General features: G+C 64.5%; 16 protein-coding genes. 14 read left to right on the forward strand and 2 right to left on the reverse strand.

Annotation, left to right across the window (positions count from 1 at the left end):
• The first annotated feature begins 12 nt into the window (after nucleotides 1-12).
• The 5 genes from ASH00_RS05290 (at nucleotide 13) to ASH00_RS05310 (ending at nucleotide 6,880) form a co-directional block, all read left to right on the forward strand.
• Complete coding sequence (locus tag ASH00_RS05290; RefSeq protein ID WP_056545700.1) at nucleotides 13-1,686, forward strand: BCCT family transporter; 1,674 nt, start codon at nucleotides 13-15, stop codon at nucleotides 1,684-1,686.
• 116 nt (nucleotides 1,687-1,802) lie between these two features.
• Nucleotides 1,803-3,266: a flotillin family protein gene (locus tag ASH00_RS05295; protein WP_056546691.1), complete on the forward strand. Its 1,464-nt coding sequence runs from the start codon at nucleotides 1,803-1,805 to the stop codon at nucleotides 3,264-3,266.
• A gap of 101 nt (nucleotides 3,267-3,367) precedes the next feature.
• On the forward strand, nucleotides 3,368-4,144 hold the full coding sequence (locus tag ASH00_RS05300) for an electron transfer flavoprotein subunit beta/FixA family protein (protein ID WP_056545701.1): 777 nt from the start codon (nucleotides 3,368-3,370) through the stop codon (nucleotides 4,142-4,144).
• Nucleotides 4,145-4,153: 9 nt separating this feature from the next.
• Nucleotides 4,154-5,140 carry an electron transfer flavoprotein subunit alpha/FixB family protein gene (locus ASH00_RS05305; RefSeq protein WP_056545702.1) on the forward strand — a complete coding sequence of 329 codons (987 nt, stop codon included), beginning with the start codon at nucleotides 4,154-4,156 and terminating at the stop codon, nucleotides 5,138-5,140.
• Nucleotides 5,141-5,143: 3 nt separating this feature from the next.
• Nucleotides 5,144-6,880, forward strand: coding sequence for a cytochrome b/b6 domain-containing protein (locus ASH00_RS05310; RefSeq protein ID WP_056545703.1), 1,737 nt, complete (start codon nucleotides 5,144-5,146; stop codon nucleotides 6,878-6,880).
• Between the two features lie 7 nt (nucleotides 6,881-6,887).
• Here ASH00_RS05310 and ASH00_RS05315 read toward each other — a convergent pair whose 3' ends face one another.
• A complete protein-coding gene (locus ASH00_RS05315) occupies nucleotides 6,888-7,976 on the reverse strand; it encodes a GTP pyrophosphokinase (RefSeq protein WP_056545705.1) in 1,089 nt (362 codons plus the stop codon).
• A gap of 175 nt (nucleotides 7,977-8,151) precedes the next feature.
• On the opposite strand from ASH00_RS05315, the gene ASH00_RS05320 reads away from it, so the two are divergent.
• The 9 genes from ASH00_RS05320 (at nucleotide 8,152) to ASH00_RS05360 (ending at nucleotide 13,579) form a co-directional block, all read left to right on the forward strand.
• Nucleotides 8,152-8,907 (forward strand): alpha/beta hydrolase family protein, encoded by a 756-nt coding sequence (locus tag ASH00_RS05320; protein WP_056545707.1) that lies wholly within the window; start codon nucleotides 8,152-8,154, stop codon nucleotides 8,905-8,907.
• A gap of 54 nt (nucleotides 8,908-8,961) precedes the next feature.
• Nucleotides 8,962-9,426 (forward strand): PGPGW domain-containing protein, encoded by a 465-nt coding sequence (locus ASH00_RS05325; RefSeq protein ID WP_056545709.1) that lies wholly within the window; start codon nucleotides 8,962-8,964, stop codon nucleotides 9,424-9,426.
• 16 nt (nucleotides 9,427-9,442) lie between these two features.
• Nucleotides 9,443-10,372 carry a carbohydrate kinase family protein gene (locus ASH00_RS05330; RefSeq protein WP_056545711.1) on the forward strand — a complete coding sequence of 310 codons (930 nt, stop codon included), beginning with the start codon at nucleotides 9,443-9,445 and terminating at the stop codon, nucleotides 10,370-10,372.
• Nucleotides 10,369-10,896, forward strand: a complete 528-nt coding sequence (locus ASH00_RS05335) for a YbhB/YbcL family Raf kinase inhibitor-like protein (RefSeq protein ID WP_056545712.1) — start codon at nucleotides 10,369-10,371, stop codon at nucleotides 10,894-10,896. The genes ASH00_RS05330 and ASH00_RS05335 overlap by 4 nt, the downstream gene beginning before the upstream one ends.
• A gap of 30 nt (nucleotides 10,897-10,926) precedes the next feature.
• On the forward strand, nucleotides 10,927-11,154 hold the full coding sequence (locus tag ASH00_RS05340; RefSeq protein WP_056545714.1) for a zinc-ribbon domain-containing protein: 228 nt from the start codon (nucleotides 10,927-10,929) through the stop codon (nucleotides 11,152-11,154).
• Nucleotides 11,155-11,223: 69 nt separating this feature from the next.
• Nucleotides 11,224-12,030: an HAD family hydrolase gene (locus tag ASH00_RS05345; RefSeq protein ID WP_056545715.1), complete on the forward strand. Its 807-nt coding sequence runs from the start codon at nucleotides 11,224-11,226 to the stop codon at nucleotides 12,028-12,030.
• A gap of 6 nt (nucleotides 12,031-12,036) precedes the next feature.
• The gene (locus ASH00_RS05350; RefSeq protein WP_056545718.1) at nucleotides 12,037-12,810 is read left to right on the forward strand and encodes a glycerophosphodiester phosphodiesterase family protein; all 774 of its coding nucleotides are present in this window, start codon (nucleotides 12,037-12,039) and stop codon (nucleotides 12,808-12,810) included.
• 68 nt (nucleotides 12,811-12,878) lie between these two features.
• Nucleotides 12,879-13,097: a hypothetical protein gene (locus tag ASH00_RS05355; RefSeq protein ID WP_056545720.1), complete on the forward strand. Its 219-nt coding sequence runs from the start codon at nucleotides 12,879-12,881 to the stop codon at nucleotides 13,095-13,097.
• Between the two features lie 8 nt (nucleotides 13,098-13,105).
• Nucleotides 13,106-13,579, forward strand: coding sequence for a MarR family winged helix-turn-helix transcriptional regulator (locus ASH00_RS05360; protein WP_200954767.1), 474 nt, complete (start codon nucleotides 13,106-13,108; stop codon nucleotides 13,577-13,579).
• 5 nt (nucleotides 13,580-13,584) lie between these two features.
• Here ASH00_RS05360 and ASH00_RS05365 read toward each other — a convergent pair whose 3' ends face one another.
• Nucleotides 13,585-14,592, reverse strand: coding sequence for a phosphotransferase (locus ASH00_RS05365; protein ID WP_157359006.1), 1,008 nt, complete (start codon nucleotides 14,590-14,592; stop codon nucleotides 13,585-13,587).
• Nucleotides 14,593-14,610: the final 18 nt, after the last annotated feature.

Consider the following 14,610-nt stretch of genomic DNA (forward strand, 5'->3'; position numbering starts at 1 on the left):
TGAGGAGATCGCATGGCTACGGATTCGTCCGAGGATTCCCCCGAGGAAAGAATCGGCGGGATCAACAGCGCCGCCCCGGCCAGGGGCTGGGCCACCGTTGACAAGACCGTCTTCGCGATCTCCTTCAGCATCATCGTGGTGGTCTGCGTGCTGGGCGTCCTATTCACCACCGCGGTCAGCGACGCCACCGGCGCCGCGCTGGGGTGGATCACCGGAAACTTCGGCTGGTTGTTCATCCTCGGCGCCACCGGGTTTGTTGTGTTTTCCCTTGTCCTGGCCTTCGGAAAGTACGGGAGCATTCCGTTGTCCCAGGAAGGCGAGGGGACGGAGTACTCGACCATCTCCTGGGTGGCAATGATGTTCAGTGCCGGCATGGGAATCGGGCTCATGTTCTTCGGGGTCTATGAACCGGTGACCCACCTCGCTTCTCCGCCGCCCTTCGTGGACGCGGCAGCGGGAACGCCGGAGGCCGCCAACCAGGCCATGGCCTACACGTTCTTCCACTGGGGCCTACATCCCTGGGCGATCTACTCCGTCGTGGGACTGGCGCTGGCGTACTCCACGTACCGCATGGGCCGCGGCAACCTCATGAGTTCCCCGTTCCAGTCGATCTTCGGCAAGGAGCGGATCGAGAAGAAGGGCTGGGGCAAGCCCATCGACATCCTCGCGATCATCTGCACCAAGTTCGGTTCAGCGACCTCCCTCGGCCTCGGAGCCCTGCAGATCGCTGCCGGTCTTTCCCTTTTGACCACGGGAGAGTTCTCTGATGACCCCGGGGCGAGCCTTCCGATCCTGATCATCTGCGTCCTCACGGTCGGCGTGGTCATCTCCGCTGCCAGCGGTATTTCCAAGGGAATCAAGTGGTTGAGCAACACCAACATGGTGCTCGCCGCGGTGCTTCTGCTCTTTGTCTTTGTGGTCGGCCCAACCGTCTTCATCCTTGACCTGATACCGGCATCCATCGGCGCCTATCTCTCAAACCTCGTGCCGATGAGCTTCCACTCGGCGGTCTTCGGCGGTACTGAATGGCTCTCCAGCTGGACCATCTTCTACTGGGCCTGGTGGATCTCCTGGACCCCTTTCGTGGGCACCTTCATCGCGAAGATCTCCCGCGGGCGGACAGTGCGTGAGTTTGTCCTCGGCGTCCTGCTCGTTCCCACCGCCGTCAGTGTGGTGTGGTTCTCCGTGTTCGGTGGCGCCGGCCTGAACCTGCAGCTCGGCGGAGTGGACATCGCGGGCAGCGGAAATGAGGCGGCAGGCTTCTTCACCGCACTGCAGGAGTATCCGTTCTTCATCGGAGCTGCGCTGGTTGTCATGGTGCTCACGGCGGTCTTCTTCATCAGCGGAGCCGACGCCGGTGCGCTGGTTCTCGGAACCCTCTCCAGCTACGGGCGAGCCGAGCCGTGGAAGCCGCTGGTGATCCTGTGGGCGGTGCTCACCGGCGCGGTGGCCGCGGTGCTGCTGTTCGTCGGCGGCCTTCAGGCCCTGCAAACGTTCACTATTCTCGCGGCAACGCCCTTCGTTCTCATCATCATCGGGCTCTGCGTCTCGCTCTACGTGGACCTGCGCCGCGACCCGCTTCGTCAGCGGACATCGGGTCCCGTACGCGGCGCCGCGACTGTCCCGTCCACGGTTCCCTTCCGTGAACCGGCCCCTACTTCCAGAAACGACGACGACGACGCGTAGCACTTTGTGCTGTGGATAACCCGAATTGCTGATGGCAGGGGCGGTTCTTTGGTGTAGCGTCCGATGTGGCGCGCTCACATCGCGCGTTCGGATGCGTCTTATATATGGGGGAAGTTGTGGATATTGGTCTGTTGATCACGCTCGGGGTGATTGCCGGCGTCGTACTTGTTCTGGCCTTGATCGCCGCGGTTATCGCTCGGATGGCTTTGCGAATCGCAAGCCCGGCGGAAGCGCTCATCATCACCGGCAAGGGCAGCCAGGAAAGTCAGCGGGTGGTGTTCGGACGGACGTTCATCAACCCGTTCAGCCAGCGTGCGTTCTCGATTTCGCTGGCGTCGCGCCAGGTCACCCTGCAGATTGAGGGCATCTCGAAGAACGGCATCGCACTGCATCTGACCGGCGTGGCACAGATCAAGGTCGGTGGGGATGAAGAAGCCGTACGTCGCGCAGCCCAGCGCTTCCTGAACCAGCAGGACCAGATTGACCACTACACGCAGGAGACCCTCTCCGGTTCGCTGCGTTCGATTGTGGGCACGTTGAGCGTTGACTCCATCATCAAGGACCGGGCTTCCTTCGCAAAGAGCGTCAAGGAAGAAGCCGAGCACTCCATGCACAACCAGGGCCTGGTGATCGACACCTTCCAGATCCAATCCGTGGCAGACAGCTCCGACTACCTGCGGAACCTGGGCCGCCCTGAGGCAGCCCTCGCGGAGAAGCTCGCGAAGATCGCCGAAGCCAATGCGGCTCAGGAAGCCGCGCAGGCCAAAGCGGTTGCCGACGAGCAGGTTGCGCTCGCCGAGCAGCGCCTCGCCATCCGGCGTGCGGAGCTCAAGGAGGTTGCGGACGCGCGCCAGGCGCAGGCAGATGCCGCAGGCCCCCTTGCCGCAGCAGAGCAGAAGGAGGCGATCCTCCTCAAGGAGCAGCAGGTGACCTCCCGCCAGGCAGAGCTGCGTGAACGCGAGCTGGATATTGAAATCCGCAAGCCTGCGGACGCAGACAAATACCGCGTGGAGCAGGAAGCGGCAGCCAAACTCGAGCAGCGTAAGCGCCAGTCGGAGGCCGACCAGGTTGAGGCAGAGGTGCTGTTGTCCAAGCGTCGGCTGACGGCCGAGGGCGACAGGGTGGCCGCGGAGGCAGAGGCGGCTGCAAACACCGCACGGGGTAACGCTGCGGCCGCAGTCACTCGTGCCAATGGTTCGGCGGAAGCAGAGATCATCAAGGTCCGCGGTGAGGCGGAAGCGGACGTCGTCCGCCAGAAGGGCATTGCCGAAGCGCAGGGTATCGAGGCCCAGGCCCGCGCTTACGAGCAGTTCAATGAAGCAGCCGTACTAAACAAGGTCATGGAGATGCTGCCGCTCGTGGCACGCGAGATTGCTGCGCCCATGTCATCGATCGACAACATGACAGTGATTTCCACCGACGGTGCAAGCCAGCTCAGCAAGAACGTCAGCGGCGGCCTGCAGCAGACTTTCCAGCTGTTGAAGGACACCACGGGACTGGACGCCGTCGAGATGCTCCGTAACTGGGGCAGCAACGGTACCAAGGCGCCGGCCGCCGGATCATCCGACATTCATCCTTAAGGATTCTCGCGGTATTCTCGGTGCAGACGGTTTTCGGTTAACGCTCCTTCACTCAGTTGGTCAGGTGCTGTGGGGAAATCGTCAGAACCATAGGAGGGTCAATGAGGATCATCGTTCTGATGAAAGAGGTGCCGGACACCTACGGCGAACGCAAGCTCAATCTCGAGACGGGGCTTGCCGAGCGGGGCGCCAGCGAGGCGGTGCTCGATGAGATCGGTGAGCGTGCCCTCGAGCTGGCGCTGACACAGGCGGCTTCACTTGAGGATGCCGAGATCACTGTTGTCTCCATGGCCCCTGAAACCGCGACGGCAACGCTCCGCAAGGCTCTCGCCATGGGTGCGGACAAGCTCGTTCACATCGCGGATGAGAATCTTGTCGGCGCGGATCTCGGTCTCACGGCTGAAGTGCTGGCAGCTGCTATCCGCCGTACCGGCTTTGATCTCGTCATCGCCGGGAACCTCTCCACAGACGGCTACGGCGGGGTGCTTCCCGCCATGATCGCCGAGCTGCTCGGTGTGCCGTACGCAAGCGCCCTCACTACCGTTGACATCTCCGCTGATCGGGTGAGCGGAACACGGGAAGCGGACGGCGGGGTCATGACGGTCGCGGCCCCGCTGCCCGCGGTCATCTCCATCACCGAACGTTTCCCCGCGGGCCGGTTCCCCAACTTCAAAGGCATCATGGCTGCCAAGAAGAAGCCCGTTGAGACCCTGACGGCCGCCGATCTGGAGATCGACCCGGAAGGGTTGGAGACTCCCCGGTCCATCATGCTTGCCGTGTCAGAGCGGCCCGCGCGTTCGGCCGGAACAAAGATCGTGGACGAGGGCGACGCCGGTGAGAAGCTTGCGGAGTTCCTGATTCAGAACCGACTGGCCTAAGGAATGACCATGACCACATTCCCGGAAGACTCCATCCTCGTCCTTCTCGAGACCACGCCGTCGGGAGGACTGGCCAAAAGCGCAGCCGGACTGCTCGGCGCGGCCTCCCAGGTGGGCACGCCAATTGCGCTGGTGGTAAGCGCGTCCGGTGCAGCGTCCAACGCGACCCAAAATGCGGCCGCCCTCGGGGCGAAGCAGGTGCTGACCGCCGAACCCGAAGGGGCGGACGCACGGTTGGCTGTTCCAACCGTCGACGCACTCGCCGCCGCTGCGGACCTCGTGCGTCCGGACGCGGTTCTGATCTCCAACTCCATCGACGGCCGGGACGTCGCCGGGCGGTTCGCCGCCCGTACGCGCTCTGCCCTTGCCATCGATGCCGTGGGAGTTTCGCGCGATGAAGAGGGGATCGTCGCCCACCACTCCGTCTACGGCGGTGCCTACAACGTGGACTGCGCACCCACCTTCGGTGCGCCGGTGATCACCGTGCGCGAGGGATCAATCGACGTCCGCGCTGAGGCCGCCAGCCCAGAAGGTGCACCGCTCGACGTTCCACCCTCCGGTGCTCCCGCAGCGTCCATCGAGTCGTTCGAGGAGCAGGCGGTGGTTTCGACCCGCCCCGAGCTGCGCGGCGCTGCCAAGGTCGTAGCGGGCGGCCGCGGCCTGACCTCACAGGAACAGTTTGCCCTCGTTGACCAGTTGGCGGACGTGCTCGGCGCTGCTGTCGGGGCATCGCGTGCGGCGGTGGACGCCGGGTGGGTTCCAAACAGCTACCAGGTTGGTCAGACCGGAATCTCCGTCTCGCCTCAGCTGTATGTGGCGCTGGGCGTCTCGGGTGCCATCCAGCACCGGGCAGGCATGCAGACCGCCAAGACGATTGTCGCGATCAACAAGGACCCTGACGCGCCGATCTTCGAGATCGCCGATTTCGGCGTCGTCGGTGACCTCTTCGACGTGGTGCCGCAGCTGATCGCGTCGCTTTCGGCGCGGAAGGAGTAGGGCATGGCGACGTACAGTCGCACGATGCGGCGGGGACTGCCACGACAAATCGGTGGGGAAGCGTGGCCGCCGGCGGGCGCCGCACCCGCTGACCTGCACGACGGCGCCACCCTGGACACTCCTGCGAGGCCAGTGGACGCTTCCGTCCCGACCGGCACTGTTGCTGACGCAACGACGACGGTCTCGCCGGTTGAGGCGACCTCGACCCTTCCTGCCGAGGTGGCCGCTCCAGCAGTGCATGCGGAACCAGCAGTGCAGGCGGAACCAGCAGTGCAGGCGGAACCAGCGGCGCAGCCCGCTGCCCGCGGGATCCGGCGGGGGCTTCCCCGGGTTGTTGGGGGAGAGCCATGGCCACCGGCCGGTGACACACCGGCAGCAACTCAATCCGTTTCTGGAGCCCCCAACACGGAAGAGGCCCTATCCGTCCCCGCCTCGGTAGGGGAGCCCGTGGAAGAGGCAGCAAAGCCCACAGCGGCGGCCCCCACCGACCAGCCGCTATCGCAAGCCGCAGTTTCCGATCCTGCCCCCGCGAACGCGGCGGGTCCTGCCCCAGCGGCGCCGGTAGCGGCCGGGAACATGCGCCTGCTGCGTCGCGGACTGCCGCGCGTGACGGGTGGCGAAGCCTGGCCGCCAGAGACCGCCGTCGTCGTTGCGGCGGATACCGCCCCGGAGAGCCCGGTCGCCGCGGAGAACCCAGTCGTCGCAGCGAGCCAACCAGCCAGCAGCGAAGCTCCCCGCACGGATGCGGAAGTTTCCGCACCGGAGGAGGCTCCAGCTCAGCAGGAGACCGAGGCTCCAGCGCGGGCAGCAATGGAACCGGCGCCCGCTGAGGAGGCGAAAGCCAGGAAGCCACGCAGCCGCACAACCAAGCTGCTTCTCGGCGCGCTGGGACTCCTGGTGGTCGCGCTGGCCGCGGTGTTCTTCACGCGCTGGCTTGTCACGCTCGGCTTCATGCAGGACTTCCTGCAGGCGTATCCGGGTGAAACGCCCCTGCCTGCCGGCACCGAGCAGGGCTTCCCCGCGTGGGTACAGTGGCAGCACTTCTTCAACTTCTTCCTGATCGTCCTCATCATCCGCTCCGGCCTGCAGGTGCGCAGTCAGACGCGGCCACCGGGGTATTGGACCCCGAGATGGTCGAAGGGCGGCGACGGAAAGATCAGCATCAACCTGTGGTTCCATCAGGCGCTCGATATCCTTTGGCTCCTGAATGGGGTTGTCTTTGTGGTGCTGCTTTTTGTCACCGGCCACTGGGCGCGGCTGGTGCCCACCACGTGGGAGGTCTTCCCGAACGCACTGTCGGCTTTCATCCAGTACGTTTCGCTGGACTGGCCCACGGAGAACGGCTGGGTGAACTACAACAGCCTTCAGATGCTCGCGTACTTCGTCACCATTTTCATCGCCGCACCGTTGGCAGCCATCAGCGGGGCACGCATGTCGGGAATCTGGCCCAAGGATGCCAAAGCGCTGAACAGGGCCTACCCGGTGGAGTGGGCACGTGCCGTCCACTTCCCGGTGATGCTCTACTTCGTGGTCTTCATCATCGGCCACGTGGCGCTCGTATTCGCGACCGGCGCGCTGCGCAACCTCAACCACATGTATGGCGGTCAGGATGCGGTGAACTGGGCCGGCTTCTGGATCTTCTTCGTGTCGCTGCTGCTGGTTATCGGCGCCTGGATTGCAGCGCGGCCCATTGTGCTGGCACCCGTCGCGGGACTGTTCGGGAAAGTCAGCTCGCGCTGAGCCGGCGCTAGGAGCGCGAGCGGAACGTCCGGATCTGACGGAACCGCCGCACCAGGCTGTCGCGGCGGGATGCCCCGGTCTCGGACGAGGGATCCGCCGTCAGCTCGATATGCCGCTCGCCGTAGTTCCAGAGCAGGACGTCGTCGAGCAGGCGGTCCGGCCCCGGCGAATAGCGGTGATCGAGTGCGCGCCGAACCGAGGTGATGGTGTCAGCCTGGAGCAGTGAGGCGAGGGCCGTCGTCGTGGTCAGACCGTGGGCGGCCAGCAGCTCCGCCGCCCAGCGCCAGTCATCATCAGACTTGCGGTCCACGTGCGGCAGCAGTGTCTGCCACACCTCGCGGATGCGGTCCGGCGTGAGTTCGACACCGCCCTCGCCTTCCTGTTCCCAGAAACCGGTGACCTTCTGGTACCGCGAATGCAGGTCCGCAAACGTTGATTCGACGCTCTCCAGCATGGCTGCCGTGGCGGTGAACTGCCGGTCGAAGTAGGGGCTCCACGCCTTCGGATTGAAGGATTTGAACCGGATGTCATGCTCGATCTCCGACCAGGCGTGCGCCAGAACGGTGCGGATCTGGGTCTCGAACAGATAGCTGCCCGAATCGGAACCGAGCAGCTGCTGGTAGGCGCGGACGGCGTCGTTTTGGATGGTCCGCAGGATCAGGTGCCGGCTGGAATAGCCGTAAGTGCCGGATTCAATGGAGCCGATGTCCTTTTCGCGGTCACCACGGCAGTCGAACTCGTTGCGCTGGCGCTTGATCAGGTTGGCTGCGGTATCCACCTCATGGGGAAGCGTGGTGATGACGCGGACGCCCACGAGGTCCGTCAGGTTCCGCAGCGGGTCGGGGAAGACCAGGCTGGGCGGTCCATCAGTATCAACGAGCATCCTTGAGGCCTTGTCCCGGAAAGACTCGATGGTTTTGGTACGTGCCGTGACGAAGAGCGGCCGGAGTTCCGTGCCGACGAAAATGTTCTCAATCCTCTCGCGAGAATCGGCTGTGACAGCCTCAAGCGCCGGCCGGACGCGCTCATACTCGCGGACACTTTCCTCGACGGCCGGCCGCAGCCTCTCATCCAACTCATTCCATGCACTCACCAACCCATCTAAACACCCTGCACTGACAGCGGCTACGCTGGTGAAAGTGACCGGCCTCCCACGACGCGCAGTCCTCAGTGGGGCTGCAGCTGCGGCTGCGCTGGGCGCGGCAGCACTCGCCGGCTGCAAACTGAAGCCCTCCGCGGCGCCTGCGGACAGGACAACGAGCAAGGAAGCCATGGCACCCCAGCGCTACACCTATGGCAACGATGCGCAGCAGTTCGCCGAGCTTTACCTCCCGCAGGGACAACCGAGGCCCGGCGTCGTCGTCATTATTCACGGTGGATTCTGGCGCAGCCGGTACACCCTCGAGCTTGGGGTACCGCTCGCCGAGGACCTCGCCTCACGCGGTTATGCATGCTGGAACCTCGAGTACCGGCGCGTCGGCAACGGCGGCGGCTGGCCGCAGACCTTCGAGGACGTCGCTGCGGGAATCGACCTGATCGCCTCCGCGGCGGAGGAGCACAGCCTGGACACCAGCACGACGACGGCGCTCGGCCACTCCGCGGGCGGTCACCTTGCGGTGTGGGCAGCCGGGCGGTTCTCGCTGCCGGAGGATGCGCCGGGAGGCGGGGTGCCCGCGGTGCCGATCACCGGCGTCGTGAGTCAGTCCGGTGTGCTGAACCTGCAGCGTGCCCACGAGGAGCGGCTGGGCAACGGAGCTGTGCAGGACTTCCTGGGTGAACGCGACGGGGAAAAGTACCGCCTCGCTGATCCCATGACGGTGATTCCGCTTTCGGTGCCGGTGCTGGCCCTCCACGGGGAGAATGACACAACCGTCCCGCTCAGCCAGTCGGAGTCGTATGTCGCTGCGGCTCGGGCCGCAGGTGGGACGGCTGAACTGGTGCAGATTCCCGGAGACCACTTCGCGATGATCACCCCCGGCACGGACGCCTGGCTGCAGGTAGTCGCAGCCGTTGAGCGTCTCGGATAGCTGCGGTGGGGAACCGTTAATGGGGAATTCAGGGAAGTGTGGGATCCTGCACCAATGAGCGCGCGATCCCGGTTCCACCGGGCTGCCCACCGCACCGGCCTGGAAATTCTCGGCTGGACCCTGGTGGTGCTCGGATTAGCTGCGTTGGTGTTGCCGGGTCCGGGTCTCCTGATGCTGGTCGGCGGGCTTGCCGTCCTGTCCCAGCAGTATGAGTGGGCTGAGCGCAAGCTGCACCCCATCAAGAAGCAGGCCTACAAAGCCGCGCGGATCGGTGTGAAGACCTGGCCGCGGATAGCGGTCAGTGCGGTGAGCGCTTTCGGCTTCATGGCGCTGGGAATCCTTTGGATGCTCCAGCCTCCCGCTCCCGGATGGTGGCCGTTCAACGATGACTGGTGGCTCTTCGGCGGCTGGGGTGCCGGGCTTAGCCTCGTGCTCTCGGCCATCATTGCGCTTACGCTGCTTGTCTACAGCATCCGTCGCTTTCGAAGGCGTCCGCGCCGACAACCGGCTGCATCGTAACTGCTAGGTTGAGATGATGCTCACAGTAATCGGCGAAGCCCTCATCGACGAAGTTCTCAGCGACACCGCACCTCCGCGTGCGCACGTTGGCGGCAGTCCACTCAACGTGGCTGTGGGGCTGGCGCGCCTGGGGCATTCGGCGCAGTTCCTGGGCCAGTTCGGGGATGACGAGTTCGGCCGTCGCATCCACCAGCACCTTGCCGACAATTCAGTGCTTGTGCCGCTGCCCGCGGACTCCCACTCGACCAGCGTGGCGTCAGCGAGACTCGATCCCGCAGGGGGAGCGACCTACACCTTCAAGCTCTCCTGGGAATTACCTGACCTCGCCGCCCATGACGACCTACTTAACGGAACCACCCTCGTCCACACCGGCTCCATCGCATCGATGCTGGCTCCCGGCGCTCGCGAGGTATTGGCAGCGATCCAGCATGCGCGGCCTTTCGCGACCGTCAGTTACGACCCGAACTGCCGGCCGACCATCATCACGGACGCCGATTACGCGCGGGCGCAGGCTGAGAAGTTTGTCGCGCTCGCAGACGTGGTCAAGGCGTCGGACGAGGATCTCGAGTGGTTGTATCCGGAACAGGACCACCGGGAATCGGCGCGCCGGTGGCTGGAACTGGGTCCCGCCGTCGTCGTAGTAACGCGCGGTTCCAAGGGGCCGTGGGCGGTTGTGGACCGCGGGGAGTGTGAGGTTCCGGCCCCGGCAACCTCAGTGGTGGACACCGTCGGCGCAGGTGACTCCTTCATGGCGGCGCTGCTCAGCGCCCTGGTGGACCGGGAACTGGTCGGCGGGCAGCGGCGGAATGAGTTGCGCGCCCTGTCCGTTGAGCAGATGCAGGGCGTCCTCGCCTTCGCCGCCGCCGCTGCGGCAGTAACCGTGTCACGTGCCGGCGCCAATCCGCCCACCAGAGCTGAACTTAGAGCACAAGGAGTGTACGCATGACCCGCGATCCTTACGCAGACCTTCCAGAAGTTCCATCGTTCGAGCTGACCAGCAGTGATATCGCCGACTACCAGCCCCTCGATGCGCTGCAGGCGTCGGGTCGAATGGGTGCAGGCGGGCATGATGTGTCACCGCAGCTGAGCTGGAGCGGATTCCCTGAGGGAACTCGGAGCTTCGCCGTCACGGTCTATGATCCGGATGCTCCCACTGCCAGCGGGTTCTGGCACTGGGCCGTGTTCAACATTCCTGTGGGCACCACGTCGCTGCCCGCCGGCGCCGGTACCGAGGACGGCGCAGGCCTGCCTGAGGGTGCTGTGCAGTTGAAGAACGACGGCGGCTTCCCCGGTTTTGTGGGAGCGGCACCTCCGGCGGGACACGGCCTGCACCACTATCACGTGGTGGTGCACGCGGTGGATGTGGAGCAGTTGGACATCTCGGCGGAGGCCTCGAATGCCTACCTCGGCTTCAATCTCTTCTCCCACACCCTGGGCCGCGCGCGTATCGTGGGCACCTACGAACAGTAGATTCGCACACGATTTACAGGGAGGCCCGGCATGCTGATTCTGTTTGGTTTCAAGACCGCCGTGAAGGAACTGTTCCGCAGGCAGGCGGTGTGCCCCAACTGCGGTCAGCACGCTTCCCAGCGGGTTGATGAACGGGCTTCGAAGTTCACGCTGTTCTTCATCCCGCTCTTCACTACCCGCCGTCGCTACCTGCGGACCTGCGCCTACTGCGGCGTCACGGCCGAGCTGTCGAGGAGCGAGAAGAACGCGCTCGCCTAGGTTCACCGCGCATCGGTGAGCGCGGCTTCTTGGGTAGGCTGGATATTCACCCAGGCAAGGAGTTTGCGCATGCGTTTGGTTGCCAGCGACATGGACGGCACGATCGTCGGCCACGATGGCCGGATTTCGGAGCGGACCGTTCGCGCCTTTGAGGCTTGCCTGGATGCCGGCATTGAAGTGGTTTTCGTGACCGGGCGCCCGCCGCGTTGGCTTCAGCCACTACGGGATCTCGGTTTCAGGGGGACCGTCATCTGCTCCAATGGCGCACTGACCTATGACCTCGGACGCGAGGAAGTCCTCGATTCACACCTCCTTGATGGTGAGAGCATCTTCGAAGCCCAGGACATCATCCGGAAGCTCTACCCCGCGGTGCGGTTCGCTGCCGAAACGGTGGACAGTTTCCTCATCGAACCGGGGTTTGCGGATCCGGGCTCCGTTGAGCTGCTCGGTGCCGCCGAACCACGGCCTCTTCGTGAGTCACTCAACGGCTCGGGCGTCATCAAGTTCCTCGCCCGTGAACGGGACATCACGCCTGATGAATTCCTGCACGGCGTGGGCCCGGCAGTTGAACACATTGTCGCCACCACACACTCGGCGCCCAGCGTCCCGCTTCTTGAGATGAGCGTTCCTGGGATCAACAAGTCAGTCACGCTTGCCAGGTACGCGGCGCAGCTCGGCGTCGATCAGGGGGATGTCATCGCTTTCGGTGATATGCCGAACGACATCCAGATGCTGGGTTGGGCCGGCCACGGCTACGCCATGGCCTCCGGTCACCCCGACGCTCTCTCTGCCGCGAATCTTCGCGCACCAGCGTTCGACGACGACGGCGTGGCCCAGGTCCTCGAGGAGCGGCTGGCCGCGCTGAAGTCGGCCTGAGCCGCCGTGGCCAAGCCGTACTTTGATTCCGACGGTCCACTTGCGCTCTCCCACCGTGGCTTCTCGCCGGAGGGCCTTGAGAACACGCTGGTCGCGATGGAGGCGGCTCTGGAGCTCGGTTTCCGCTATCTGGAGATCGACGTGCGCACCACGCGCGACGGCGTCGTCATGGTTTTCCACGATGAGCGCCTCGAGCGCGTGACCGACGCTGTAGGCCTCCTCGCAGATCACTCCCTCGCGGAGTTGAGTTCCGTGCGGGTTCGCGGCGTTGAACCGATCCCCACGCTGGCCGAGGTGCTTGAGCGGTGGCCGGACGCGCGGCTGAACGTAGACATCAAGGATGACGCCTCGGTGCAGCCATTTGTGGATGTGGTCGAGCAGGCGGGGGCTCATGACCGCGTGCTGGTCGCATCATTCTCCGACCGGCGTCGTCTGAGGGTTCTTCGGCGACTGAGCCGGCCAACGGCGTCGTCTGCAGGAATGGCAGTAAACGTACTCCTCAAGGTGGTGTCGCCGCTGGGACTCGCCGGGCGGGCCGCGCGGCTGGTACGGGTCGATTGCCTGCAGGTCCCCCGGCACTACCGCGGCATCCCGGTGGTCACCGCCGGCTTTGTTCGACGCTGTGCGGCTGCGGGGATACCGGTCCACGTGTGGACCATCAATGAGCGGCCGGAAATGGAGGCCCTGCTGGACCTCGGGGTCAACGGCCTGGTGTCGGACCGTGCGGATTTGTTGGCCGCGGTGATGCGGGGGCGGGGACACTGGCCGCGCGTTAATTAGGGCACTAACAATTAGCTCGCTATGCTTCTTTGTGTGCAGTTGCTGCCCACGGCGAGAGAGGCTCAGGAATGGCGGACAGGAAGCCGTTGTCGCAACGGTTCATGAAGGCTACGGGTAAGTTGAGAATGTTCTTCGGCCCTGCGGACCAAGGCGGGTTGGAGGGTCCGGTCAAGTACGCGTACGGCGCAGCACACCAGCAACGCCAACAGGAGTTGCAGCAGTGGGACGTTGTCCGGAACGTTGACGGCTCCACGTACCTGGTGAAGCGCGAGGATGGCGACAAGTGACCGATTCGATGGTGCGGTTGTCTTCAGGGGACCTTTCCCCGGAACTTCCCCAGGACAATGACCTGCTCCTTGAGCGGCAGTTGTGCTTTGCACTGTCGGTCGCTTCACGAAGTGTCATCGGCGCGTACCGGCCAGTACTGGAGGAACTCAACCTCACCCACCCGCAGTACCTCGTGATGCTGGCCCTGTGGGAGAACAGCCCGCGAACCGTCCGTGAAATCAGCGACGCGCTCGCCATGGAACCGGCAACGCTTTCACCGATGCTGAAGCGCCTGGAAGCCAACGGATTTGTCACGAGGGAACGGGTGGTCGGCAACGAGCGAGCCCTCGCTGTGGGGCTGACCGTCAAGGGGCGTTCGTTGCGTGAGCAGGCGCTGTCCGTGCCAGGCACAATGATGGAGAAGCTTGGTTTATCGCGAAAGCAGGCCGAGGACCTCAACCGGATGATGCGGGAAGTGATCGCCGCGGCGAAGGGCGTCTGAGGGTTCTACAGAACCGGGTCGGCGATCGTCTGCAGATACTGCAGGGCGTGCGGACCGTAGGTGCGCATCGATTCGTCGTCGGCGTGGATCAGGAGCCGAAGCCAGGAGGCATACCTGTTCAGCCGGCCGAGCTGCAGCGCGGGTTCCAGAGCCTTCCGCAGCTCCGGCAGCGGGGCGTAGCCGGTCCACCGCTCAAGGTAGGCGCTGATCACGCGCCGAATGCGGGCGTCGTCGTACCCCGTTTCCCAGTTCTCCTTCATCACGCCAAGGGGAACGTAGAGCGAGCTGAACGGATGCGCCCAGTACGAGTCACCGAAGTCGAAGAACCGTAGCGGATCCGTGCTTGAGCCCGGGATGAAGGCGTTGTTCGGGTGGAGGTCGTTGTGCTCCAGTGACAGCGGTACACCGACGGCGTTCAGCTGCGCTGCGGCGCTCTCGATCGCAGGAACGCTGGCGTAGATGCTGTCCGCCTGCTCCCCGTTCAAATGCAACGGGTGCTCCTGAGGCAAGCCTGCGTGGAGGAGAAGCTGATTGCTGACAAAGTTGCCTGCGATCCCCGGATCCAGCGAAGCCAGTCCCGCATCCGTCAACCGTTGCCCGTGCTGAACCGTCTGCTGCTGCAGCTCCGCGAAATCAGTGACCACGCGGGCCCACAGCGCGTAGTCCCTCGACGCGAGAGTGGCGAGTGTGGCACCGTGATCCGGGGAAATCAGCCACCCCCTGGTCGGCTCGATGGCCAGTGGAGTGACAACGTTCTCCGGGGCAATCTCCGCCAGCGCCGCCACAATCGATGCCTCCTGGAATTGCCCCGGATTGTTCTCCTTGAACCAGAGCTTCCCGTGGTCCGTGGGAATGGTCAGCAGCACCGACCAGAAGCGGATCCTCGGCTCGCTCACCGGGCCGGTCTGCTCAATGTTGAACGTAGCGAGGACCTGCGACACCCACGACTCCACCTGGGACTTCCAGGCGGCGCTTTTCCACAGCTCGGTTTGGTGGGGGGCAGGCGAGTTCACCGGATTATTGTGTCACCC

Source organism: Arthrobacter sp. Soil782 (assembly GCF_001428435.1).
GTDB classification, from domain to species: Bacteria; Actinomycetota; Actinomycetes; order Actinomycetales; family Micrococcaceae; genus Arthrobacter_D; species Arthrobacter_D parietis.

Excerpts from the sequence above, each read along its gene's own strand:
- ASH00_RS05310 (WP_056545703.1), top strand. The coding sequence starts at position 5,144 with ATGGCGACGTACAGTCGCACGATGCGGCGGGGACTGCCACGACAAATC.
- ASH00_RS05345 (WP_056545715.1), top strand. The coding sequence starts at position 11,224 with ATGCGTTTGGTTGCCAGCGACATGGACGGCACGATCGTCGGCCACGAT.
- ASH00_RS05330 (WP_056545711.1), top strand. The coding sequence starts at position 9,443 with ATGCTCACAGTAATCGGCGAAGCCCTCATCGACGAAGTTCTCAGCGAC.
- ASH00_RS05335 (WP_056545712.1), top strand. The coding sequence starts at position 10,369 with ATGACCCGCGATCCTTACGCAGACCTTCCAGAAGTTCCATCGTTCGAG.
- ASH00_RS05325 (WP_056545709.1), top strand. The coding sequence starts at position 8,962 with ATGAGCGCGCGATCCCGGTTCCACCGGGCTGCCCACCGCACCGGCCTG.
- ASH00_RS05300 (WP_056545701.1), top strand. The coding sequence starts at position 3,368 with ATGAGGATCATCGTTCTGATGAAAGAGGTGCCGGACACCTACGGCGAA.
- ASH00_RS05355 (WP_056545720.1), top strand. The coding sequence starts at position 12,879 with ATGGCGGACAGGAAGCCGTTGTCGCAACGGTTCATGAAGGCTACGGGT.
- ASH00_RS05340 (WP_056545714.1), top strand. The coding sequence starts at position 10,927 with ATGCTGATTCTGTTTGGTTTCAAGACCGCCGTGAAGGAACTGTTCCGC.
- ASH00_RS05290 (WP_056545700.1), top strand. The coding sequence starts at position 13 with ATGGCTACGGATTCGTCCGAGGATTCCCCCGAGGAAAGAATCGGCGGG.
- ASH00_RS05320 (WP_056545707.1), top strand. The coding sequence starts at position 8,152 with ATGGCACCCCAGCGCTACACCTATGGCAACGATGCGCAGCAGTTCGCC.
- ASH00_RS05360 (WP_200954767.1), top strand. The coding sequence starts at position 13,106 with ATGGTGCGGTTGTCTTCAGGGGACCTTTCCCCGGAACTTCCCCAGGAC.
- ASH00_RS05305 (WP_056545702.1), top strand. The coding sequence starts at position 4,154 with ATGACCACATTCCCGGAAGACTCCATCCTCGTCCTTCTCGAGACCACG.